This window comes from Mycolicibacillus koreensis (genome assembly GCF_002104795.1).
Lineage (GTDB): Bacteria > Actinomycetota > Actinomycetes > Mycobacteriales > Mycobacteriaceae > Mycobacterium > Mycobacterium koreense.
Map to the genome: position 1 here is coordinate 24,971 of NZ_NCXO01000007.1, position 21,782 is coordinate 46,752.

Annotated in this window: 20 protein-coding genes; 9 read left to right on the plus strand and 11 right to left on the minus strand. The window is 72.2% G+C overall.

The window, feature by feature from the left end; all coding sequences use genetic code 11:
* Positions 1 to 16 precede the first annotated feature (16 nt).
* Together B8W67_RS04790 and B8W67_RS04795 are read right to left on the minus strand one after the other, a co-directional pair.
* Positions 17 to 3,277, minus strand: coding sequence for an ATP-dependent helicase (locus B8W67_RS04790; protein WP_085302498.1), 3,261 nt, complete (start codon positions 3,275 to 3,277; stop codon positions 17 to 19).
* A complete protein-coding gene (locus B8W67_RS04795) occupies positions 3,274 to 6,405 on the minus strand; it encodes an ATP-dependent helicase (protein ID WP_085302500.1) in 3,132 nt (1,043 codons plus the stop codon). Before B8W67_RS04795 ends, B8W67_RS04790 begins: the two co-directional genes overlap by 4 nt.
* 76 nt (positions 6,406 to 6,481) lie before the next feature.
* Between B8W67_RS04795 and B8W67_RS04800 the strand changes: the two genes are divergently transcribed.
* Both B8W67_RS04800 and B8W67_RS04805 read left to right on the plus strand, forming a co-directional pair.
* On the plus strand, positions 6,482 to 7,267 hold the full coding sequence (locus B8W67_RS04800; protein WP_109561710.1) for an alpha/beta hydrolase: 786 nt from the start codon (positions 6,482 to 6,484) through the stop codon (positions 7,265 to 7,267).
* 2 nt (positions 7,268 to 7,269) lie between these two features.
* Positions 7,270 to 7,581 carry an MGMT family protein gene (locus tag B8W67_RS04805; protein WP_085302502.1) on the plus strand — a complete coding sequence of 104 codons (312 nt, stop codon included), beginning with the start codon at positions 7,270 to 7,272 and terminating at the stop codon, positions 7,579 to 7,581.
* A 100-nt stretch (positions 7,582 to 7,681) separates the two neighbouring features.
* Here the strand turns inward: B8W67_RS04805 and B8W67_RS04810 are convergent, their stop codons facing one another.
* From B8W67_RS04810 to B8W67_RS04820, 3 genes are all read right to left on the minus strand, one after another.
* Entirely contained in the window at positions 7,682 to 8,536 is an 855-nt protein-coding gene (locus B8W67_RS04810; protein WP_069393353.1) for a TIGR02569 family protein, read from the minus strand.
* Positions 8,537 to 8,572: 36 nt separating this feature from the next.
* A complete protein-coding gene (moeZ, locus tag B8W67_RS04815) occupies positions 8,573 to 9,751 on the minus strand; it encodes an adenylyltransferase/sulfurtransferase MoeZ (RefSeq protein WP_085302504.1) in 1,179 nt (392 codons plus the stop codon).
* Between the two features lie 184 nt (positions 9,752 to 9,935).
* Positions 9,936 to 10,967 (minus strand): DUF3152 domain-containing protein, encoded by a 1,032-nt coding sequence (locus tag B8W67_RS04820; RefSeq protein WP_069393351.1) that lies wholly within the window; start codon positions 10,965 to 10,967, stop codon positions 9,936 to 9,938.
* A gap of 182 nt (positions 10,968 to 11,149) precedes the next feature.
* On the opposite strand from B8W67_RS04820, the gene B8W67_RS04825 reads away from it, so the two are divergent.
* The gene (locus tag B8W67_RS04825) at positions 11,150 to 11,785 is read left to right on the plus strand and encodes an HTH-type transcriptional activator FasR (RefSeq protein ID WP_069393350.1); all 636 of its coding nucleotides are present in this window, start codon (positions 11,150 to 11,152) and stop codon (positions 11,783 to 11,785) included.
* A 26-nt stretch (positions 11,786 to 11,811) separates the two neighbouring features.
* Here B8W67_RS04825 and B8W67_RS04830 read toward each other — a convergent pair whose 3' ends face one another.
* Complete coding sequence (locus B8W67_RS04830) at positions 11,812 to 12,075, minus strand: DUF3107 domain-containing protein (RefSeq protein ID WP_069393349.1); 264 nt, start codon at positions 12,073 to 12,075, stop codon at positions 11,812 to 11,814.
* Positions 12,076 to 12,260: 185 nt separating this feature from the next.
* Here B8W67_RS04830 and B8W67_RS04835 point away from each other — a divergent pair, with 185 nt between their 5' ends.
* Entirely contained in the window at positions 12,261 to 13,151 is an 891-nt protein-coding gene (locus B8W67_RS04835; RefSeq protein WP_085302506.1) for an MmpS family transport accessory protein, read from the plus strand.
* 27 nt (positions 13,152 to 13,178) lie between these two features.
* Here the strand turns inward: B8W67_RS04835 and B8W67_RS04840 are convergent, their stop codons facing one another.
* A complete protein-coding gene (locus B8W67_RS04840) occupies positions 13,179 to 13,871 on the minus strand; it encodes a ferritin-like fold-containing protein (RefSeq protein ID WP_069393347.1) in 693 nt (230 codons plus the stop codon).
* A gap of 363 nt (positions 13,872 to 14,234) precedes the next feature.
* Between B8W67_RS04840 and B8W67_RS04845 the strand changes: the two genes are divergently transcribed.
* Both B8W67_RS04845 and B8W67_RS04850 read left to right on the plus strand, forming a co-directional pair.
* On the plus strand, positions 14,235 to 15,740 hold the full coding sequence (locus B8W67_RS04845) for a DEAD/DEAH box helicase (RefSeq protein WP_069393346.1): 1,506 nt from the start codon (positions 14,235 to 14,237) through the stop codon (positions 15,738 to 15,740).
* A 23-nt stretch (positions 15,741 to 15,763) separates the two neighbouring features.
* Positions 15,764 to 16,993, plus strand: a complete 1,230-nt coding sequence (locus tag B8W67_RS04850) for an Rv3212 family protein (protein ID WP_085302508.1) — start codon at positions 15,764 to 15,766, stop codon at positions 16,991 to 16,993.
* Between the two features lie 15 nt (positions 16,994 to 17,008).
* On the opposite strand, the gene B8W67_RS04855 is transcribed toward B8W67_RS04850, so the two are convergent.
* A complete protein-coding gene (locus B8W67_RS04855) occupies positions 17,009 to 17,809 on the minus strand; it encodes a ParA family protein (protein ID WP_069393344.1) in 801 nt (266 codons plus the stop codon).
* 105 nt (positions 17,810 to 17,914) lie between these two features.
* On the opposite strand from B8W67_RS04855, the gene B8W67_RS04860 reads away from it, so the two are divergent.
* From B8W67_RS04860 to B8W67_RS04870, 3 genes are read left to right on the plus strand one after another with little or no spacing between them, the layout of a single operon-like run.
* Positions 17,915 to 18,526 (plus strand): acid phosphatase, encoded by a 612-nt coding sequence (locus tag B8W67_RS04860; protein WP_234806662.1) that lies wholly within the window; start codon positions 17,915 to 17,917, stop codon positions 18,524 to 18,526.
* Positions 18,519 to 19,616 (plus strand): isochorismate synthase, encoded by a 1,098-nt coding sequence (locus tag B8W67_RS04865; protein ID WP_085302512.1) that lies wholly within the window; start codon positions 18,519 to 18,521, stop codon positions 19,614 to 19,616. The genes B8W67_RS04860 and B8W67_RS04865 overlap by 8 nt, the downstream gene beginning before the upstream one ends.
* Positions 19,613 to 20,107: a GNAT family N-acetyltransferase gene (locus tag B8W67_RS04870; RefSeq protein WP_085302514.1), complete on the plus strand. Its 495-nt coding sequence runs from the start codon at positions 19,613 to 19,615 to the stop codon at positions 20,105 to 20,107. Before B8W67_RS04865 ends, B8W67_RS04870 begins: the two co-directional genes overlap by 4 nt.
* Here the strand turns inward: B8W67_RS04870 and B8W67_RS04875 are convergent.
* The 3 genes from B8W67_RS04875 to B8W67_RS04885 are packed head-to-tail and all read right to left on the minus strand — an operon-like array spanning position 20,047 to position 21,775.
* A complete protein-coding gene (locus B8W67_RS04875; protein ID WP_085302516.1) occupies positions 20,047 to 20,490 on the minus strand; it encodes a hypothetical protein in 444 nt (147 codons plus the stop codon). The two genes, B8W67_RS04870 and B8W67_RS04875, sit on opposite strands and share 61 nt — an antisense overlap.
* Positions 20,487 to 21,386: an ectoine hydroxylase gene (gene thpD / locus B8W67_RS04880; RefSeq protein WP_085302518.1), complete on the minus strand. Its 900-nt coding sequence runs from the start codon at positions 21,384 to 21,386 to the stop codon at positions 20,487 to 20,489. The genes B8W67_RS04875 and thpD overlap by 4 nt, the downstream gene beginning before the upstream one ends.
* Complete coding sequence (locus B8W67_RS04885; RefSeq protein WP_085302519.1) at positions 21,383 to 21,775, minus strand: ectoine synthase; 393 nt, start codon at positions 21,773 to 21,775, stop codon at positions 21,383 to 21,385. The genes thpD and B8W67_RS04885 overlap by 4 nt, the downstream gene beginning before the upstream one ends.
* Positions 21,776 to 21,782 lie beyond the last annotated feature (7 nt).

A 21,782-nucleotide genomic window follows, 5' to 3' on the forward strand; every position in this document is an offset into this window, starting at 1 on the left:
GCGCCGGCCCGCCGGATCACCGGCCGGCGACCAACGCGGTCAACTCGGCCCGGTCGGGCACCGGCTCGGGGTACACGGTGACCCCGGAGCGCACATAGTGAAACGCGGTGCGCACCATTGCTTCCGGGGTGCCGCTGAGTGCCGCCCAGGCCAGCCGGTAGACACCGAGTTGCACGGCCGCGGCCTGCGCGCCCTCCCCGTCGGGTTGACCGCCGGTCTTCCAGTCCACCACGGTCGCACCGCCGTCGGATTCGGTGAACACCGCGTCGATGCGGCCCCGCACGATCGTCTCCCCCAAGACCAGCTCGAAGGGCACCTCCACCGCGATCGGTGTGCGCTGCGCCCACGGCGAGTCGAGGAACGCCTGCTGCAGCTGTTCTAGACATTCGTCGTCCTGCGCACCGTGGTCGCTGTCGGCCGCGCCGGGCAGGTCGGCCAGGTCGAAAAGACGATCGGCGCCGTAAAACCGTTGGATCCATTCGTGAAACGCGGTGCCGCGCAGCGCATGCGGGTCGGGGCGCACCGGAAGGCGCCGGCCACGTCGACGCGCCGCCGACGGGTCGGCGGCCAACTCCACCAACGAGCTCACCGACACCGCAACGCTCGCGTCCGGCGCAGCGGCGGGTTCGGCCTGCCTCTCGGCGAGCAGCGCGTCGACGTCGGCGGCCCATCCCTGCGGATCGTCGTCGTCATCGGATGTGTCGAGGCCGGCGGCGAGGGCCGCGGCCACCAGTTGCGCCCCCCGGTCCACATCGGCGCGGCGCTCCCCGGCCGGGTCGACCGGCCAGACGGCCTCGACCACGGCCTCACGCAGCGGGTTGGTCTCCCCCGCCGCCGGCGCCGGCGCCCAGCAGTCGACGGTGCCCACCGGGCTGCGGCCGTCACCGCCGCCGATGGTGGCGTGCAGTTCCTCGAGGAACCCCGAGGGCCCGCGCGGTTTGAGTCCGGTCGCGCCCCAGTGATGTCCGGAGACCAGCAGCGTGTCCTCCGACCGGGTGACCGCGACGTAGAGCAGTCGGCGTTCCTCGTCGATGCGCCGCTGGGCGAGCTGGGCGCGATGGGTGTTGATGCTGTCACCGAGCTGTTTGCGGTCGGTGATGCCGTCGGTGTCGAGCAACGGCACCCCGTGGGCGCTGAGCGAGGCCCGGTCCCCGCGCAGCGGCGGCGGCAGCTCCCCGGGATCGGTGAGCCAGGTGCTGCGTGAGGCGGTGGAGGGAAACACCCCGGCCACCAGGTGCGGCACCGCCACCACCTGCCACTCCAGCCCCTTGGCGGCGTGCACGGTGAGTACCTGGACCCGGTCGGGGGCCGGGGGTGGGGTCGCCGGCGGCAGTCCCTTCTCCACCACCGCCGCGGCGTCGAGGTAGGCCAGCAGGCCGGTCACGGTGGGCGCGGCGCCGCTGTCGGTGCCCCCGCCGGCCCGGGCGGCATAGCCGGCATAGGCGGCGACCACGTCGGCGAACGCGTCGAGTTGTTCGGTCCCGGACCCCGGCGCGGACACCGGGTGGGCGGCGCGGGCCTCGACGTCGGCCCCGGTGACCCGGCGCACCTCGGCGAGCAGATCCGGCAGCGGATGGTCGAGATGCCCGCGCAGCACGGCCAGTTCCTCACCGAGGGCGACCACGCGGCGATAGCCCGCCGGGGAGTAATCCGCGGGTGGTCCGGGGTCGGTGATGGCGTCGGCCAGGCAGGCGGTGTCGGTGTCGGGGCCCGCCTGGGCGGCCACCTCGACGGCGCGGGCCGGCGCCGGGGGCGGATCGGCCAGCGCCTGGGCGCGGCGCCACAACGCGGCCACATCGCGGGCGCCCAGCCGCCATCGCGGCCCGGTCAGCACCCGCAGGGCGGCCGCGCCCGCGGTCGGGTCGGCCACCAGCCGCAGCGTGGCCACCACGTCGGCGACCTCGGGCAGCGCCAGCAGACCGGCCAGCCCGACCACCTCGGCGGGCACGCCGCGCGCCCGCAACGCCTCGGCCATCGGGGCGGCATCGGCGTTGCGGCGCACCAGCACCGCCGCGCTCGGCGGCGCCGTACCGGCGGCCGCGGCCTGCGCGTAGCGACGCTGCAGGTGCTCGGCGACCCACTGCCGTTCAGCGACCACATCGGGCAGCAGAGCTGCGATCACCGTGCCCGGCGCCGCGTCGGGGGCCGGGCGCAGTTCGTGGACGGTCACCGAGCGGTCGCGGGCCGGCGCGGAGACCGCGTTGGCCACCGCCAGCGTCGACGGCGGGTTGCGCCAGCTGGTGGCCAGCTCCAGCGTCGGCGCGGGGGTGCCGTCCGCCCGGGGGAAATCGGTGGTGAACAGCGGCAGGTTGGTGGCCGAGGCGCCGCGCCAGCCGTAGATCGACTGGATCGGGTCACCGACCGCGGTCAGCGCCAGCGTGTCGTCGGCGCCGCCGCCGAACAGCGCCGACAGCGCGACCCGCTGGGCGTGACCGGTGTCCTGGTATTCGTCGAGCAGGACCACCCGGAAGGTGCGGCGCAGCTCCGCACCGATCTCGGGCAGGTCGGTGGCCAGCCGCGCCGCGGCCGCCATCTGCGTCCCGAAATCCATCACCGCCTCCGACCGCATTCGCGCGTTCACCGCGTCGATCAGCGGCACCAGGGCGCTGCGCTCGGTCTGGGCCGCCAGCAGCCGCATCAGCTCCTGGTTGGGTTCGGCCCGCTGGCGCGGCCCCGGGGGCAGGGTCAGCACCAGCTGTTCGAGATCGCGGTGGGTGTCGCGCAAGCCGGCGGTGTCGACCAGGTGCTCGGCGAGCTGATCGGCCAGGTGCAGCACCATCGTGGTGACCGCCTCGGGGGTTTTGCTCACCGCCAGCGCCCCCGGATAGCCGCACACCACGTCGTAGGCCAGCTGCCAGCGTTCGGTCGCGGCGAGCAGCCGGGTGTGCGGTTCGATTCCGGCGCGCATGCCGTGTTCGCGCAGCAGCCGGCCGGCGAACGCGTGGTAGGTGGCGACGGTGGGGCTGCCGCTCACCGCGTCAGGTCCGGAGACCATGGCGCGGGCGGCCAGGGCCGCCAGCCGGGCGCGGATACGGCGCAGCAGCTGGCCGGCGGCCTTGCGGGTGAAGGTCAGCCCCAGCACCTCGGCGGGGTCGGCGTAGCCGTTGGCGACCAGCCACACCACCCGCGCGGCCATGGTCTCGGTTTTCCCGGCTCCCGCTCCCGCGATCACCACCAGCGGCCCCGGCGGAGCGGCGATGATCGCGGCCTGCTCGGCGGTCGGTGGGTGCAGCCCCAGGGCGTCGGCCAGGTCGGCCGGGCTGTAGCGGGCGCTCACCGGACGTCCCGGTGGGCCGGGCAGGTCGACCGGATCGGGCAGTGATCGCAGCCGTCGTTGACCCGGGCGATGAACTGCGGTCCGGTGGTGGCCGCGGCGACCGCGCGGGCCCGCTCACGCCACTGCTGCGCCGCCTCGGGGGTCAACGGGTCCTGCTCCCGTTCGATGGGCCCGCCGGCTCCGGGTTTACCCAGGTAGACCAGGCGGGCACCGCCGGGCTCGGCGTCGGGGTCGACGTTCGGCGCCAGCAGCCCCGCACTGACCGCCAGCTGGTAGGCGGCCAACTGGGCGTGCTGCTGGGCCTGGTCCTTGCTGACCGGGCTGCGGCCGGTTTTCAGATCGACGATGACCGGCCGGCCCGCCTCGTCGCGTTCCACCCGGTCGATGCGGCCGCGCAGCCGGATGCCCGGCCCGGCGGCCGACGGTTCCTCCAGGAGCCCGTCGAGGTCGACCTCGACGCCGATTTCGGTGTAGCGGGCCCGGCTGTTGGCCCGCCATTGCAGGAACGCCGCCAACATCTCGCGGTGCCGGTCGAGTTCGTTGGCGGCGTACCACGCCGACCCGAACGGCAGCCGGGTCCAGGCCTGTTCCAGCTCGGCGTGCAGCGCCGCCTCCGTCCGGCCGGTCTCGGCGGCCAGGGCATGCAGCATCGACCCGATCGTCGAACGCAGTTCTCCGGTGTCGCGGTCCCGGCCGCCGTGCCGTTCGGCCAGCCAGCGCAGCGGACAGTCGGTGAGGATGCCCAGCGTCGACGGCGACAGCGTGACCGTGTGGCCCGCCCCGGCGGGCAGCAGCGGTTCGGTGGTGCTCAGCGGGGTCATCGCCGGCCAGGTCGCCGGGTCGGCACCGGGAACGTTGGCCCGCGCCAGCCGCGCCAGCTGGGTGGCTGCACGAGACCGGGCGGCGTCGTCGATCACGCCGGCCGGGGCGCAGACCAGCGCGCGCAACCGTCCCACCACCGCCGAGGCCGACAGCACGCGCGGTGCGCTCACCGGCCCGGCGTCGTCGGCGGCGGGGTCCTTTCCGCTGTCGGCGAGCTCGGTGAAAAACGGTGACGGCACGGCCGCGTCGTCTCCGCCGGCGCCGGCACCGTCGACGGCGGTCACCAACACCCGGCGGCGGGCCCGGCCCATCGCCGCGACCAGAAGGCGGCGCTCCTCGGCGACCAGCAGTGCCCGCACCGAGGCGTGCTCGGGGACCCCGTCGAGCACGTCGAGGAGCCGTTGGGTGCCCAGCACCCCGCCGCGCGGAACGGTGTTGGGCCACAAGCCGTCCTGCAGTCCCGCGACGACCACCAGATCCCATTCGTGGCCCAGCGCGGCGTGGGCGCTCACCAGGCGCACCGCCTCACCGCTGGGGCCGGTATCGGCGCCGGTGGGCAACCGCAGCGCCGCGACAAACTCGAGCAGGCCAGCCACGGTGGCCGCGCCGGTGCGGCTCACGTACTGCTCGGCGACGTCGAACAGGGCGGTCACCGCCGCCAGGTCGCGGTCGGCCTGCACACCGAGGGCCCCGCCCCGCTCGGCGACGGTCAGCCAACGCCGCTGCAGGCCGCTGTGGTGCCAGGCCTGCCAGAGCGTGTGGCGGGGATCCTCGCCGGCGGCGGCGCTGCGCGTGGCGTGGTCGAGGGCCGCGCGAACGCGGCGCAACGGGCGCGCCAGCGCCGCGGGCACATCGGCGGGCGGCCCGGCGCGCAGCGCCGCGACCAGCAACGCATCGGAGTCCGCGGTCGGATCGTCGGCGCTGCGGCGAAGCGCCCGGCGCAGCGCCCGCAGCGACACCGGGTCGATGCGGCCGATCGGCCCGGTGAGCAGGCGCACCGCCCGCTCGGCGTCGAGCCGGTCGGCGGCGGCGTGCAGCACCGTCAGCAAGGCGGCCACCGCAGGATGCTCGGCGAGCGCGCCGGTGGTGGCCGGCAACGCCACCGGCACCCCCGCGGTGGTCAGTGCCCGCGCCAGCGCGCCGGCCACCCGGGGCACCGAACGCACGATCACCGCCATCTGCGACCAGGCCAGTTTGTCGACGAGGTGGGCGCGGCGCAGCGTATCGGCGATCAGGGCGGCCTCGGCGTGTTCGGACACCGCCGCCCGCACGCTGACCGCGCCCGGCTCGGTCCCGCAACCGGTGACCGGATGGCGACGGCCGGGCAGCTTGTCGGCGACCGCGGTGATCGCCGCGGCGACCGCCGGCGCGCACCGCTGCGAGACCGTCAACCGCACCGCCGGGGTGTCCGCGCCGAGCAGGGCGGCGGGGTCGGCACCGCGGAACCCGAACACCGCCTGGTCGGGGTCGCCGGCGAGCAGGGTGCGCCTCGCCCCGGCGGCCAGCACGCGCACCAGCCGGGCGGCCTGCGGGTCGAGTTGCTGAGCGTCGTCGACCAGCAGCAGGGTGATCCGGGCGCGTTCGGCGGCCAGCAACTCCGGGTCCGCGGCGAAGGCCACCAGCGCGGCGCCGACCAGTTCCGCAGCCCCCAGCGTGGGCATGGTCGCCTGGGGGGCGGCCGTGCCGACCGCCGCGCGCAGGCGCATGACCTGCTCGTACTGCCGGGCGAATCGGCCGGCGGCCACCCATTCGGGGCGGCGGTGCTGGCGGCCGATGCGCTGCAACGCCGCCGGGTCCACGCCGCGTTCGGCGCAGCGCGCCAGCAGGTCGGACAACTCGTCGGCGAATCCGGCGGTGGGCAGCGCCGGGGTCAGCACGCCCGGCCAGCGCCCGGCACCGTCGGCGAGGTCGCCGGCGAGCAGTTCGCGGATGATGCCGTCTTGTTCGGCGCCGGTCACCAGCCGCGGCGGCGGATCCCCAGCGCGGTCGGCGGCGCGCCGCAGCACCGCGAACGCGTAGCTGTGCACGGTGCGCACCGCCGGTTCGGCGATCACCGCGTCACCGCCGGCGCGCAACAGTGCCCGCGTCAGGGCGGTGCGCGCCGACGCCGGCATCGGTCCGGCCCCGGTGAGCACCAGCACCGACCCCGGGTGCAGCCCGGCACGCACGTGCGCGGCCGCCGCGTCGGCGAGCAGGCTGGTCTTGCCGGTGCCCGGGCCGCCCAACACCCGCAGCGTCCCGTGCCCGCCGGGGTCCAGCGCGGCGGTGGCCCCGGCCGGCCAACGGGGATGCGGGGACGCGGTCATGCCCGCATGACACCACACCGCACCGACATCGGTGGCCGCGGTCGGTGTGCACGCGGCGGGCTGGGATCATCGAGCGGTGGACACGGGACTGCATGTGCACCGGTTCGGCCCCGAGGGCCGGGCGCAGGTGCTGGCGTTGCACGGACTGACCGGGCACGGTCGGCGCTGGGAGCAGCTGGCCCTCGAGCACCTGCCGCAGGTGAGCCTGCTCGCGCCCGACCTGCTCGGGCACGGCCGGTCCAGCTGGGAGGCGCCCTGGACGATCGAGGCGAATGTGGCGGCACTGGCGGGGCTGCTCGATGCCGAGGGCGGGCATCCGGTGCTGGTCGTCGGACACTCGTTCGGCGGGGCGATCGCCTTGGCGTTCGCCCGGGCCCGCCCGGATCTGGTGTCCGGGCTGGTGTTGCTCGATCCGGCGGTGGGGCTGGACGGGGCGTGGATGCGCGAGATCGCCGAGGCGACGCTGGCCTCGCCGGACTATCCCGATGTCGCCGAGGCCCGCGCGGAGAAGGCCCACGGGTCGTGGTCGGATGTCCCCGCCGCGGTGCTCGACGCCGACCTCGCCGAACATCTGATCGCGCTACCCACCGGGCGTTTCGGTTGGCGGATCTGTCTGCCGGCGATGATGGCGTACTGGAGTGAGCTGGCCCGCGCCCCGCAGCTGCCCGCTGGCACCCCCACCACGGTGGTGCGCGCCACCGGCAGCGACCCCGCCTATGTGGGCGAGGACCTCGTGGGCGGTCTGCGTCAGCGCCTCGGCGCGGCGTTCACGCTCGTCGACCTGCCCTGTCAGCACATGGTGGCCCAGGCCCTCCCGACGCAGGTCGCCGAGTTGATCCGCACCCGGCTGCCGCGGGGCTGAGCATGCCGCCGATCACCGACGCGCAGGTCGAGGCGGTGCGCGCGTTGATCGTCGCGATCCCGCCGGGGCGGGTCGCCACCTACGGCGATCTCGCGGCGGCCACCGGACTGACCAGTGCCCGTCAGGTCGGCTGGATTCTGCGCACCGACGGCGCCGACCTGCCCTGGCACCGGGTGATCCGCGCCAGCGGACGGCCGGCACGCCACCTCGGCGACGAACAACTGGCGCGGCTGCGCGCCGAAGGGGTGCTGGCCAGAGACGGCAGGGTGGATCTGGCCGTCTATCGGTGGCAGCCGACCGGTCAGACTCGGTGAGCCGCACGTTTCGGTGCGCCGGCGGGTGGGTCGGCCAACTGCGCGGCCGGCGGGCGGGCCCAGCGCGGGTGGGCCGCGCGCGGCCAGAGGGGCCTGCGGCTTACAGCATCATCCGCACCAGCGCGGCGGTGCGCGCCAGGCCGGGGAACGCCTCGGCGGTCGACCGGGGGTGCAGCGCGTGCACAGCCAGCCGGAAGATCAACGCCCGCAGCAGCATTTGCGGCCATTCCGGAAGCGCGTCCCACCGTTCGATGAGCCCGTCATCGGCCTCTCCCCAGGACAGCGCATCAACGACGACCACCCCGGCCGCCCAGGACGCCGGCCGCCAATAGGGGGTGATGTCGGTGATCCCGGGGGCGGCGCTGCCGGCGAACAACACCGTGCCGTAGAGGTCGCCGTGCACCAGCTGAGTGGGACTGTTGGTCTGCTTGCGCAGCCCGGCGAGCTGGTTGATCAGCTCCACCGAGCGTTGACCGTCGGCGGAGCCGGGGGCGACCTGGGCGCCCGGCGGCAGCGCCTGCAGGGGCCGCTCCTCCCAGGCCGCCCGGTCGGCGACGCTGAAGACGTCGACCTCGCTCCACGGCAAGGTGGGCGCCTGGGTCAGGAATCGGGGCCGTTCGAGTTTGCTGGTGGCCTCATGCAGCCGGATGCCGGTGGAGACGACCTCGTCGTGGCGCGGCTCCGGTGTGCCGGCGACGAACGTGTCGGCGCGCCACCCGGCCACCACATAGCGGCCGTCGGTGGAACGCACCGGCCGGGCGAGCCGCACCCCGTCGACGAACAGGGTTTCGCGGACTTTGGCCGACCATGCGGCCCGGGCATTGTCGGCGACCAGCGACAGCACCACCTCGCCGCAGCGCCAGCCCCCTTCCCAGCTGACGCCGAGCGACACCGGGTGCACCTCGCTCAGCCCGAATGCCACCAGCACATGATCGGGGGGCGGCTCGAAAGTCACGAAGCCAGCCTAACGGTGCGCTCGCCGACTGTGCGGTTAGTACATGACCATGTCGGGATCTATTTGCCGGGCCCAGGCCGCAATGCCGCCCTGAAGGTGCATCGCGTCGGAGAAACCGGCCTTTTTCAGGGTCGCCAACGCCTCCGCCGACCGCACCCCGGTCTTGCAGTACAGCACCGGCGTGCGGTCCTGCGGCAATTTGGCCAGCCCCTCCCCGGTCTTCAGCGACGACTGCGGGATCAACTCGGCGCCGTCGATGTGGTTGATCTCCCATTCGACGGGTTCGCGCACGTCGATCAGCGCCACCTTGCGCTCCGAGCGCAGCAACTCCTGCAGCTCGCGCGGGGTGACGGTGGATCCGGCGGCGGCGTCGGCGGCGGCATCGGAGACCACCCCGCAGAACTCGTCGTAGTCGATCAGTTCGGTGATCTTCGGGGTGGCCGGGTCCTTGCGGACCTTCACGGTGCGGTAGCTCATCTCCAGCGCGTCGTAGACCATCAACCGGCCCAGCAGCGGCTCCCCGATGCCGGTGATCAGTTTGATCGCCTCGGTGCCCATCACCGAGCCGACCGAGGCGCACAGGATGCCCAGCACCCCGCCCTCGGCGCACGACGGCACCATTCCCGGCGGCGGGGGCTCGGGGTACAGGTCGCGGTAGTTGAGCCCCCGACCGTCGGGGGCGTCCTCCCAGAACACCGAGATCTGGCCCTCGAACCGGTAGATCGACCCCCACACGTACGGCTTGCCGGCGAGCACCGCAGCGTCGTTGACCAGATAGCGGGTGGCGAAGTTGTCGGTGCCGTCGAGGATCAGGTCGTAGTCACCGAACAGTTCCACGGCGTTGTCGGTGGTCAGCTGGGTGTTTTGCAGGCGCACGTCGACCAGCGGGTTGATCGCCCTGATCGAGTCGCGGGCGGACTCGACCTTGGGCCGGCCGATGTCGGCGACGCCGTGGATGACCTGACGCTGCAGGTTGGACTCGTCGACCACGTCGAAGTCGATGATGCCCAGCGTGCCGACCCCGGCGGCCGCCAGGTACAGCAGGGTGGGAGCGCCGAGCCCGCCGGCCCCGATGACCAGCACCCGGGCGTTCTTCAGCCGTTTCTGCCCGTCGACGCCGACGTCGGGGATGATCAGGTGGCGGCTGTAGCGGGCGACCTCGTCGCGAGTCAACTCAGCCGCCGGCTCAACCAGCGGCGGCAACGGTGTCGACACGGGGAAATCTCCTTGTCGTCTGGGTCTGGTCTGGGTCTGGTTCTGGGTCTGGGTGGTCGGTCGCCGATGTCGCGGGCGGGATCTGACCGCGTCCGGATCAGCAACCGACATCACAGCAGGTGAGTGGTGCAACGGCAAACCGGCACCAAAGCTTCCCGACGCATTCAGGAGCCTCCCGACGCCCTCAGGCGATCGGGTACGGCCAGGGGTTGAACCGGCAGGTCTTGCCGTCGGCGTGCACCCAGTCCGGGTCGAACCGAGCGGCGTCGTTGTTGGCGGTGGAGAAGGTCTGCTGCATCATGATCGGCGCGAGCGCCCCCTCTTTCTCGCAGGGTTCGTGCCGTTCGTAGCCGATCGCATGGCCGACCTCGTGGTTGATCAGGTACTGCCGGTAGGAGCCGTTGTCGCCCTGGAACGACATGGCGCCCCGCTCCCAGCGGGCGGCGTTGATGAACACCCGCGCTTCCCGGTCGGCGCCGTAGACCGGGTTGTAGCAGGAGGCCTCCAACTCGATCTCGTAGCCGCATCCCTCCCGCACGGTCATCGGCGAGGTCAGCGACACCCGAAAGTCCGGTTCCTCCGGCGAGGAGGCGTCGATGCGGGTGAACCCGAACTGCGCGTTGTGAATCCAGCTCTTGGGGTTGCTCAACGTCTGGTCGACCAGCGTCGCGAACGACACGTCACCGCCGAACCCGGCCGTCTCGATGCCGTCCTCGACCTCGACGGTGTAGGTGAACATCTTGTCCTCGCCCTGCCCGACCGGACCCATCACCCCGGGCACGATGTGCCAGGTCTTCGCGCCGGCGACCGTGTAGAAGCCCCCATCGGGCAGTTTGCCGGCCGGCAGGTTGGCGTCGAACTGGGTCAGCCCGCGTGGCGGCGCCCCCACGATCGCGGTGCCCTGGGATCCGATCGTGGGCGGGCCCTGCACCGGGTCGTCGGCGAGGCTGCTCGACGCGGTGGTACCGGTCACGGTCTGATACAGCACGACCCCGGTGACCGCGATCAGCCCGGGCAGCGCGTAGGCGCGCCACCCGTAGGTGGAGACGAACCGCCCCAGCCAGCTCTGTTTACGCCAGCGCGGGCCCTGCCGGTCGGCGCGCGCACGCCCCGGGCCGCCTTCGAGCGGATCCCGTCGAGCACGCAGCGGCTCACGCCACTGATCACGGAGCACCGGCACCTGCCCGCCCCCGTGCCGCGCCGGATCGTAGGTCACCGCTCCAGAATGGCATACCCGGCGCAGCCAGCACGTTTTCGGCACGCCCGAACCCTGTACGGGTCGCCGCGGCGCATCCTCGCCGGTGCAGGCGACGCCGGGGTGGGGGCGTCAGAGTAATGTCGGGGCGGTCATGGCCCCGACGCGGCCAGGCTGAGCAGCCAAGCCGGATTGAGGATTTGATGAGCGAGCGTGCCAACACAGCCGAGCGTGGGGCGCGGCGCGGCAACCGCCTACCGCGCGACGAGCGGCGCAGCCAGCTGTTGGTGGCCGCCAGCGAGGTATTCGTCGACCGGGGATATCACGCCGCGGGCATGGATGAGATCGCCGACCGCGCCGGGGTCAGTAAACCCGTTCTCTACCAGCACTTCTCATCGAAGCTGGAACTGTATTTGGCGGTGCTTCAGCGCCATGTGGACAACCTGGTCTCCGGGGTGCGCCAGGCGTTGCGCACCACCACCGACAACCGTCAGCGGTTGCATGCCGCGGTGCAGGCGTTCTTCGACTTCATCGAACACGACGGCCAGGGCTATCGGCTGATCTTCGAGAACGACTACGTCTCCGAACCGAAGGTCGCCGCCCAGGTGCGAGTGGCCACCGAGGCCTGCACCGACGCGATCTTCGATCTGGTGGCCGCCGATTCCGGGCTCGACCCGCACCGGGCGCGGATGGTCGCGGTCGGCCTGGTCGGGGTCAGCGTCGACTGTGCACGCTACTGGCTGTCGAACAACCGCCCGATCTCCAAGGAAAACGCGGTCGAAGGCACCGTGCAGTTCGCGTGGGGCGGGCTGTCCCACGTGCCGCTAACCCGCCAGTAGCCGCGCCGGCTTACCTTCTTGCCGCCTTACTTCTTGCCGGATTTGGCCCCGGAGGCGCCGATCGCGGCGATCCCGAAGCCCACCCGCGGTGTGTCGGCGGCCCCGACCTCGACGTAGGCGACCTTGGCGGTGACGACGAGGAACTTGCGTCCCTTCTCGTCGGTGAAGGGCAGCAACGCCGATCCGTCGGCCAATGCGGCGGTGACCAGGCCCTCGATCTCCTCGGGTGTCTGCGCGCTGGTGAACACCAACTCGCGCGGGCTGTCGGTGATCCCGATCTTGACCTCCACGCCGGCCCCTTTCGTTTGAGTAGACGTCTCCCTCAGAAGGCTAGTGGACGGGGCGTGACGGCTTCACGTCCGCACCGACCGCGGTGCGCACGGCGCCGGAAAACACCCGCCAACTGCGATAACAGTTCGCTAACGGGCCTGCGCGTCGCGACGAGCCCGACCGGGTACGCCGATACCGTCGCACCGTGACCGATCTCGATTCCCGCCGCCGTGACCGCGTGGACTACGCGGATTACCTCAGCGACGAGTCCACCGGTCACCGGCGTTCCCGGCCGCACGGGGTGTCGAGCCCCTACCGCGGTTTCGCCGGTGGCGACCGGCGCCGCCGCGACAACACCGCCGACCGCGCCGCCGGGTACGCCGGGTACGGCGGGTACGGCGACGAATACGGGTCCGACGACGAGTATTCGGAGTACGGGGACTACGGCGATTACGGCGATTACGCGGACTACGGCGACTACGGGGAGGACGACTACGCCGGAGGCGCGGTCGCGGCCCCGCACTGGCGGCCGGTGGCGATCACCGCCGCGGTGGTGTTGGTGATCGCGGTGATCGCCACGGCGTTGATCCTGCAGGGCGGCGGCAACGGCGGCACCGCCGGCACCGTGTCGGCCCCGCCGACCCGCACGGTCATCGCGACCCCGCCGCCGCCGACGTCGCTGCCCGCCGAGACGGTGACCAGTGTGCCGCCGCGGACCACCACCGCGACCCCCAGCACTACCCCCGCCACGACCCCGGCCACGACCCCGGCCACGACGACGCCGCCGTCGGCGACCGCCCCGCCCACCGCGGCGCCGGCCCCCGACCCGCGGACCGTCACCTACCGGGTCACCGGGACCAAACCGCTGCTGGATCTGGTGACCATCGTCTACACCGATGAGCAGGGCTTTCCGCGCACCGATGTCAACGTGTCACTGCCGTGGAGCCGTCGGGTGGTGCTGAACCCGGGCGTCACGGTGCGGTCGGTGACCGCCAGCAGCCTGCGCTCGGAACTCAACTGCACGATCACCGATGCGGCCGGTCAATTGATCGCGCAGTCGGCGAACAACTCGATGCTGGCCACCTGCACGCTGTGACCGGCGCCGATATGGCGCACCGGCGGCTCAGGCCAAGCCCAGTTCCCGCATCCGGGTGTCGTGGGTGTGCTGGATCCGGTCGAAAAACTCGGTGACCTGGCCCAGTCCGCCGGTTCCGGCGAGCACCAGGTCGACCAGTTCGTCGCGGTCGGCCAGGACGTACTGCGCCCGGGTGATCGCCTCCCCCAGAAGCCGGCGCGACCACAGCGCCAACCGGCTGTGCTGTTTGGCGCTGGTGGTCACTGCCGCGCGAACCTCCGCGACGACGAACTGAGAGTGCTCGGTCTCCGAGAGCGCCTCACGGACCACGTCGGCGACCTCGTCGGGCAACGCGTCGGCGATCTGGCGGTAGAAGTCGGCCGCCAACGCATCACCGAGGTAGGTCTTGACCAATGCCTCCAGCCAGGTGCTCGGCATGGTCAACCGGTGGTAGTCATCGAGGGCGGCCGCGTACTGCGTCATCGCGGGCACCACGTCGACACCGCGGCGTTCCAGGGTGTCGCGCAGCAGGTCGTAGTGCCGCATCTCAGCAGCCGCCATGCTCGCCATCGAAATTCGTCCACGCAGGTCAGGCGCCATTTTAGCCTCGTCGGTCAGCCGGTAGAACGCCGCGATCTCCCCGTAGGCGAGCAGGGCGAACAACTCGTTGATCCCCGGATGATCCGCCGGCAGCCGAGACGGCGCGGTGGTCAGCTCATCGGAGGGCGGCAGGGCGTTCATTGCACCCACTCTAAAGCGTCTCGCGCGCCGCGTGCCGCGGCGGCGGCGATGCCTGCGGCCGTGCGCCGCCCCCACCGACCCGATCCACCAGCTATGATGGTGGACGATCACGGTGGACCACCGCCGCGATCACAAGAAATGTGCGTGCACTGGTCGGCCCTGTTGGCCGGCTCCGGTCGCCACAGCCGCGTGGGCGGCCCCAGTCCCGGGTGCCCCCGCGTCGATGCTGGACACACGGCCGGTTGCGGACCCTGGTGACCACCCCGGTGAAGGATCTGGGATCAGACGAGGTTTCCGGACTCGTGCGCGCTCGGACAGATCAACGATCGCCATCGAGATACCGCGAAAGGCTCACCACTTCTGATGACCCCAATCACCACCCAGCACAGCTTCGCCGAGCTCGGGGTGCGCGACGAGATCGTGCGCGCCCTGGCCGACAACGGCATCGAACATCCCTTCGCGATTCAGGAGTTGACCCTGCCACTCGCGCTGGCCGGCGACGACCTGATCGGTCAGGCCCGCACCGGCATGGGCAAGACGTTCGCGTTCGGGGTGCCGTTGCTGCACCGCATCACCGGTGACGACACCCGTCCGTTGACCGGCATCCCGCGGGCCCTGATCGTGGTGCCCACCCGCGAGTTGTGCCTGCAGGTCTACAACGACCTGACCGAGGCCGCGAAATATCTGACCACCGCCGACCGACCGGTCGCGGTGGTCTCCATCTATGGGGGGCGCCCCTACGAGCCGCAGATCGAGGCGCTGCAGGCCGGGGTCGACGTGGTGGTCGGCACCCCGGGCCGGCTGCTCGATCTCGCTCAGCAGGGCCACCTGCAGCTCGGCGGACTGTCGGTGCTGGTCCTCGACGAGGCCGACGAGATGCTCGACCTGGGCTTCCTGCCCGACATCGAGCGGATCCTGGCCCAGACCCCCGACGACCGGCAGTCGATGCTGTTCTCGGCGACGATGCCCGACCCGATCGTGACGCTGGCGCGTAGCTTCATGAACCAGCCCACGCACATCCGCGCCGAGGCGCCGCACTCGTCGGCGGTGCACGACGCCACCGAGCAGTTCGTCTACCGCGCCCATGCGCTCGACAAGGCCGAGCTGGTCACCCGGGTGCTGCAGGCCCGCGGGCGCGGCGCCACCATGATCTTCACCCGCACCAAACGCACCGCCCAGAAAGTCGCCGACGAGCTCGCCGGCCGCGGGTTCAAGGTCGGCGCGGTGCACGGCGATCTGGGGCAGGGGGCGCGCGAACAGGCCCTCAAGGCGTTCCGCACCGGAGAGAACGACGTCCTGGTCGCCACCGACGTGGCCGCCCGCGGTATCGACATCGACGATGTCACCCACGTCATCAACTATCAGTGTCCCGACGACGAGAAGACCTATGTGCACCGGATCGGGCGCACCGGCCGCGCGGGACGCACCGGGGTGGCGGTCACCCTGGTCGACTGGGACGAGCTGGCCCGCTGGGCGATGATCAACAAGGCGCTGGATCTGGACTGCCCGGACCCGGCCGAGACCTACTCGAGTTCGCCGCACCTGTACGCCGAGTTGGACATCCCCGAGGATGTCAGCGGCCGGGTCGGCAAGCCCCGCACCACCGCCGGCAGTCGGCCGGAGCGGTCCGGCCGGGACCGCCGCCAAAGCGGCACGGAGACGGCGGCCAGTCGGCCGCGGCGCAGCCGGTCGCGGCGGCGTACCCGCGGCGGCAAACCGGTGACCGCCGACGGCACCGCCGCCGCATCGACCGCGCCGACCACGGGCCCCGACACCCCCGCCGGTGAGACCGGCGAGGCGCCGCGGCGCCGTCGGCGCCGGCGTCGCCCCCGTGCGACAGCCGACGCCACACCGGCCGCCGGCAACTGACCGGCGGGCAATCACGCATCGGGATGGTCAAACCCGAACGCCGCACCCGGGCCGACCTGCTGGCCGCTGCGTCCATCGTGGTGGTGATCGCGGTGGCCGCAGCGTTGATCTGGTGGGTCAGCGACGCCCGGCACACCGACAGCTCGCCCGCGACCATCCCGCTGCCCCAGCCCACCCCGGCGGTGGCGGTGCCGCTGGCCGTGGCTGAGCTGTGGACGACGCCGAGCCCGGCGACCACCCGGCCGGTGCTGATGGACGGCACCGTGGTGGTCGGTGCCGGGCCGCAGATGAGCGGGCGGGACCCGCAGACCGGCGAGACCGTCTGGAGTTTCCGCCGCGGTGTGGATTTGTGCGGGGTGTCGTGGGTGTACCGCTACGCGGTGGCCGTCTACCCGGACCGGCGGGGCTGCGGTCAGGTCAGCGCCATCGACGCCTCCACCGGCCGGCGCGGACCGGCCCGCTCCAGCTACGCCGACGAGACGGTGCGGCTCTCCTCCGACGGCACGGCCCTGTTGTCGGCGGGACGCACCCGGTTGGAGACGTGGCGTTCGGATCTGGTCCGCACCCTGTCCTACGGCGAGATCGACGCCCGGGTGAAACCGTCGGCTCGCGGGCGTAACAGCGGGTGCACGCTCGGCTCGGCCGCGGCCAGCGCCGCTGCGGTGTCGGTGCTCGAGTCGTGCGCCGACCGCGACGAGCTGTCCCTGACGTTGCTGCGCCCCGGCAAGGACGAGGACGAACCCGAGCAGCGCGACGTGCCGCTGCCCGGCGTCGGCGCGGAGTCGACGGCCCGGGTGCTGGCTGTGGTCGACACCACCACGGCGGTATACCTGCCCAGCCCGCATCCGCATGTCGCGGTGATCGACGAGACCGGGGCGACGGTCTCCGCGACGGCGCTGCGCACTGCCCCGAGCGGCGCCGCCGTCGATGCGGTGGCGGTGTCGCGCGCCGGTGCCCTGGTGACCTGGTGGACCGGTGATGCGGTCGCCGTGTTCGACAGCGCCGATCTGACCTACCGCTACACCCTCACCGAGACCGCCGACACCGGCCGACCGGTGGGGCCGGCGACGATGATGGCCGACCGGCTGCTGGTTCCGGTCACCGCGGGGGTGGCGGTCTATCAGCCCGAGACCGGTGTTCACGAGCGGACGATCGCGCTGAGCCGGCCGTCGGATGCGGCGGCGGTCATCGCGGCGGTCTCCGGTTCGACGATCCTCGAACAGCGCGGCGACACGCTGGTCGCCCTGGGCTGAAGCTCCGCGCGGCGGCTACACCTGCGGGGTGAAGGTGGGCAGCTTGGCACCGGTCTTCCAGTACTTCAGCAGCGACTCGGCCAACTCGCGGTAGGCGGCGGCCCCCTTGTTCTTGCGGGCGGCGAGCACCGAGGCCCCCGAGGCGCTGGCCTCGGCGAAGCGCACCGTCCGCGGAATCGGCGGGGCCAGCACCGCCAGTTCGTAGCGGTCGGCGATGTCGAACAGCACATCGCGGCTGTGGGTGGTGCGCGAGTCGTACAGGGTCGGCAAGGTGCCGAGCAGGCGCAGCTCCGGGTTGGTGATTTGCTGAACATCGGTGACGGTGCGCAGCAACTGGCCGACCCCGCGATGGGCCAGCGTCTCGCACTGCAGCGGCACGATCACCTCGTCGGCGGCGGTCAAACCGTTGAGGGTCAGCACTCCCAGCGACGGCGGGCAGTCGATGAGCACGACGTCGAACCGGTCATCGAGTTTGGCCAGGGCGCGTTTGAGCGCATACTCGCGGCCCGCCCGCATCAGCAGCATCGCCTCCGCACCGGCGAGGTCGATGTTGGCCGGCATCAGGGTCATCCCCTCCGGGGTGTCGACCAACGCGGTGTCCGGCTCCACGTCACCGAGCAGCACCTCGTGGATCGAGACCGGAAGCGTGTCGGGATCGGTGCCCAGCGAGAACGTCAGACACCCCTGCGGGTCGAGGTCGACGAGAAGCACCCGCTGGCCCTGGTCGGCCATCGCCGCCCCCAGCGAGGCCACCGTCGTGGTCTTGGCCACCCCGCCCTTCTGGTTGGCCACCGCCAACACCCGCATCCGTGTCACTCACGCCCTCCTCGCGCGTCGTGCCGCGTCGCGTCGCGGCCCCGACTGCCATCCTGACATGCCCACCGATGGTTGCGCCGGATGGTTGCGGCACAATCGGATCCCGTGGACACCGCGCAGCCACCGCCGCAGCGGCGCTTGCTGTTGCTGCGTCACGGGGAGACCGAGTGGTCAAAGACCGGCCAGCACACCGGGCGCACCGACCTGGCGCTGACCGCCACCGGATGCGCGCAGGCATCGGCGGCGGCCGAGGTGCTGCGGCACCTGAACCTCACCGACCCGTTCGTGCTCGTCAGCCCCCGGCAGCGTGCGGTGCGCACCGCGGAGCTGGCCGGGCTGACCGTCACCGAGACCACCGAGTTGCTCGCCGAGTGGGACTACGGGGCCTATGAAGGGCTGACCACCACCCAGATCCGCCGGACGGTGCCCGACTGGCTGGTGTGGACCCACGGCTGCCCCGACGGCGAGTCGGTGGCCGAGGTCAGCGCCCGCGCCGATCGCGCGGTGGCCCTGGCGAACGCGCAGCCGGCGCACCGCGACGTGGTGTTCGTCGGCCACAGTCATTTCTCCCGCGCGGTGATCACCCGCTGGCTGGGTCTGCCGCTGGTCAACGGGACCCATTTCGCGATGCCGCCCGCCTCGGTCGCCGTCGCCGGTTTCGAGCACGGCCTGCCCCAGCTCGCCGCGCTGGGGCTCACCGGCGGCGGCGATGACTGAACCGGCGTTCGTCCTCGCCGGCCCCGACGGTGCGGTGGTGGTGCCCGCGGCCGCCGAGCACTACGCGTCGGCCGCTGCCGCCCAGGATGCCTTGCGCCGCGGAGATACCCCGATCGTGGTGGGCGCGTTGCCGTTTCGTCCCGGAGATGCTACGGCGCTGATGAGCCCGGCGACGGTGCAGCACAGCGCTGAGCTACCACGATGGGATCTCGGCCCGCTGCCGGCGGTGCAGATCACCGCGGCGGAGCCCGACGTCGACGAGCACCGCCGCCGAGTGGCCGCCGCGGTGGACATGCTGCGCGCCGACGGTACCGCGATGCACAAGGTGGTGTTGGCCCGGGCGCTGCGGCTGCGCGCCGTCGCACCGTTGGATGCCCGGGCCGTGTTGACCCGGCTGGTGGCCGCCGACCCCACCGGCTACGGCTACCTGGTCGACCTGTCGGCGGCCGGTCCCGGCTATGCCGGGCGGGCGCTGGTCGGCGCGAGCCCGGAGTTGCTGGTGACCCGGTGCGGGCAGACCGTGACCGCCCGACCGTTCGCCGGCTCCGCACCGCGTCACCGCGATCCGCAGCGCGACCGCAGCAACGGCGCCGCGCTGGCGGCCTCCGGCAAGGATCTGCACGAGCACCGACTGGTGATCGACGCCATGGCCGCGGTGCTGGACCCGTTGTGCGTCGATCTGCAGATCGCCGACACCCCGCAGCTGAGCCGCACCGCCACGTTGTGGCATCTGAGCACCCCGATCCGGGGCCGGCTCCGCCATACCAGCACCAGTGCACTGGATTTGGCGCTGGCACTGCACCCGACCCCGGCGGTCGGCGGGGTGCCCACCGATGCGGCGATCAGGCTCATCGACCGTCTCGAGGGTGACCGCGGGTTCTACGCCGGGGCCGCCGGGTGGTGCGACGCCGGCGGTGACGGCCGCTGGGTGGTGTCGCTGCGCGGCGCGGAGCTCGGCACCGACCGCCGTGACGTCCTGGCCCGCGCCGGGGGCGGCATCGTCGCCGAATCCGAGCCCGACGCCGAGGTGGCCGAGACCACCGCGAAGTTCGGTGCGATCCTCAACGCATTGTCGGTGAGCCCGCCGTGAGCCTGCAGATCCGCCCGGCCCGCCCCGGCGACGTCGCCGCGATCACCGCGATGGTCCACGAGCTGGCCGCCTTCGAGGACGCCGCGGCGCAGTGCACGGTCACCGAAACCGCGCTGCACACCGCACTGTTCGGGCCCGCGCCGGTCGCGCATGCCCATGTCGCGCTGGTCGACGGCGCGGTGGCGGGCACCGCGGTGTGGTTTCTCAACTTCTCCACCTGGGACGGGGTGGCCGGGGTGCACCTGGAAGATCTGTTCGTGCGGGCGGCCTTTCGGCGCCGCGGCGTGGCGCGGGCCCTGTTGGCGACCCTGGCGCGGCACTGTGTGCAGCACGGCTACACCCGGTTGTCGTGGGCGGTGCTGAACTGGAACACCGATGCGATCGCGCTCTACGACACCGTCGGCGCCGACCCGCAGCGGCAGTGGACGACCTATCGGCTCTCGGGGCCGGCGCTGGCCGGATTAGCGGCATCGCCGGATCCCCCGGACTGAGCCGACCCGGCCGCCCAGGCCACCGCCGCGGGGCTGAACAGCAGCGCCAGCACCCCCAGCGCGACCACCGCGACGGTGATGCCGTAACCCCACTGGTGCGAGCCGACCGCGACGTACCAGGCGACCGGAAGCAGCAGCAACTGGGTGAACACCGCGATGCCACGCCCCCAGCGGTGCCCGCGCACCAACGCCACGCCGCCGGCGGTCACCACCGCACCCACGAGCACGAACCAGGCCGCGGTGCCGAAACCGTTGACCGCGCTCTGGTCGGCGCCGGCCAGGCCGCGCACCACCAGCACCGCCGCGGCGATCAACGCCAGCGCACCTTCGCCGGCCACGACGAAGCCCGCCTTGCGCACCCCTTCGGGGGCCAGTTCGCTCACAACGCCACGGTAGCGTGCGGGTCGCGGGCGCCGAGATACTCGGGGCGTGGCGGCGCACCGCAGAACGGGTCGGCCAACCGGTTGTCCACCGAGTTGAACACCACGAACACGTTGGACCGCGGCAGCGGGGTGATGTTGGAGCCCGACCCGTGCAGCAGGTTGGCGTCGAACCACAACGCCGAGCCGGCCGGACCGGTGAATTGGTCGATACCGGCGCGATCCACCTCTTTGATCAGGGTGTTCTGGTCGGGGATCCCCATCTCCTGACGCACCAGCGACGTCTCGTGGTGGTGGTCGGGGGTAGCGCCCACACACGGGTAGAACGTCTGGTGGGAGCCCGGGATCAGCATCAGCGACCCGTTGTAGGGATAGTTGTCGGTCAACGCGATCGAGCAGGACACCGCGCGGATCTCCGGCATGCCGTCTTCGGCGTGCCAGGTCTCGAAGTCCGAGTGCCAGTAAAACCCGGTGCCGGTGAACCCCGGCATCATGTTGATCCGCGCCTGGTGGATGTAGACATCACCGCCGAGGATCTGCCGGGCGATCGGCAGCACGGTGTCCAACCGCACCACCTCGGCGACCACGTCGCTGAGCAGGTGCGGGGCGAACACCGACCGGATCCCGCCGCCGGGTTCGCGGATGACCCGCGGGTCGTCGTCGAGGGCCGCGCCGAGACGTTCCAGTTCCTGCTGCACCGGCCCGAGCTGGTCGGAGTCGACGGTGTCGGGGCGGATCAGGTAGCCGTTGTCATCGAAACGCTGCAGGTCATGGTGCCCCAGCGGTCCGTCGTGGGCGGTTCCCCACACCGCCGACTCGACCCGCGGGACCGGACTGATCGCGTGGCCGAGTCGGGTGGGGTAACGGTCTTGGAGGCGTGTGAGGGTCGCCTGGGTCATGCCTGCGCTGGCGGGGCGGCGTAGGCGCCGGTCTCGTCGTGAACCTCCCGTCCGGTCACCGGGGGGTTGAACACACAGAGCATCCGCATCTGCTCGTCGCAGACGATGCGGTGCCGCTCGTGGCCGTCGAGCAGATACATCGAACCGGCAGCCAACGGGTAGTCGATGCCGGTCTCCAGGTCGGTGAGGGTGCCTTTGCCCTCCACCAGCCACACCGCTTCGTAGTGGTGTTTGTAGTGGAATTCGCTGACCGATCCGGCCTGGATGGTGGTCTCGTGGAACGAGAACCCCACGTTGTCGTCGGCCAGCACGATCCGCTTGGACCGCCAGGCTTTGTCGGCCACGTCGCGGTCGGTGCCGGTGATCTCGTCGGTGGTACGCACGATCATCGGTTAC

What these genes read in the sequence shown, in the direction of transcription:
- B8W67_RS04840 (WP_069393347.1), bottom strand. Translation starts at nt 13,871, where the DNA reads ATGAACGCCCTGCCGCCCTCCGATGAGCTGACCACCGCGCCGTCTCGG.
- B8W67_RS04865 (WP_085302512.1), top strand. Translation starts at nt 18,519, where the DNA reads ATGACTGAACCGGCGTTCGTCCTCGCCGGCCCCGACGGTGCGGTGGTG.
- B8W67_RS04795 (WP_085302500.1), bottom strand. Translation starts at nt 6,405, where the DNA reads ATGACCGCGTCCCCGCATCCCCGTTGGCCGGCCGGGGCCACCGCCGCG.
- thpD (WP_085302518.1), bottom strand. Translation starts at nt 21,386, where the DNA reads ATGACCCAGGCGACCCTCACACGCCTCCAAGACCGTTACCCCACCCGA.
- B8W67_RS04885 (WP_085302519.1), bottom strand. Translation starts at nt 21,775, where the DNA reads ATGATCGTGCGTACCACCGACGAGATCACCGGCACCGACCGCGACGTG.
- B8W67_RS04850 (WP_085302508.1), top strand. Translation starts at nt 15,764, where the DNA reads ATGGTCAAACCCGAACGCCGCACCCGGGCCGACCTGCTGGCCGCTGCG.
- B8W67_RS04845 (WP_069393346.1), top strand. Translation starts at nt 14,235, where the DNA reads ATGACCCCAATCACCACCCAGCACAGCTTCGCCGAGCTCGGGGTGCGC.
- B8W67_RS04805 (WP_085302502.1), top strand. Translation starts at nt 7,270, where the DNA reads ATGCCGCCGATCACCGACGCGCAGGTCGAGGCGGTGCGCGCGTTGATC.
- B8W67_RS04825 (WP_069393350.1), top strand. Translation starts at nt 11,150, where the DNA reads ATGAGCGAGCGTGCCAACACAGCCGAGCGTGGGGCGCGGCGCGGCAAC.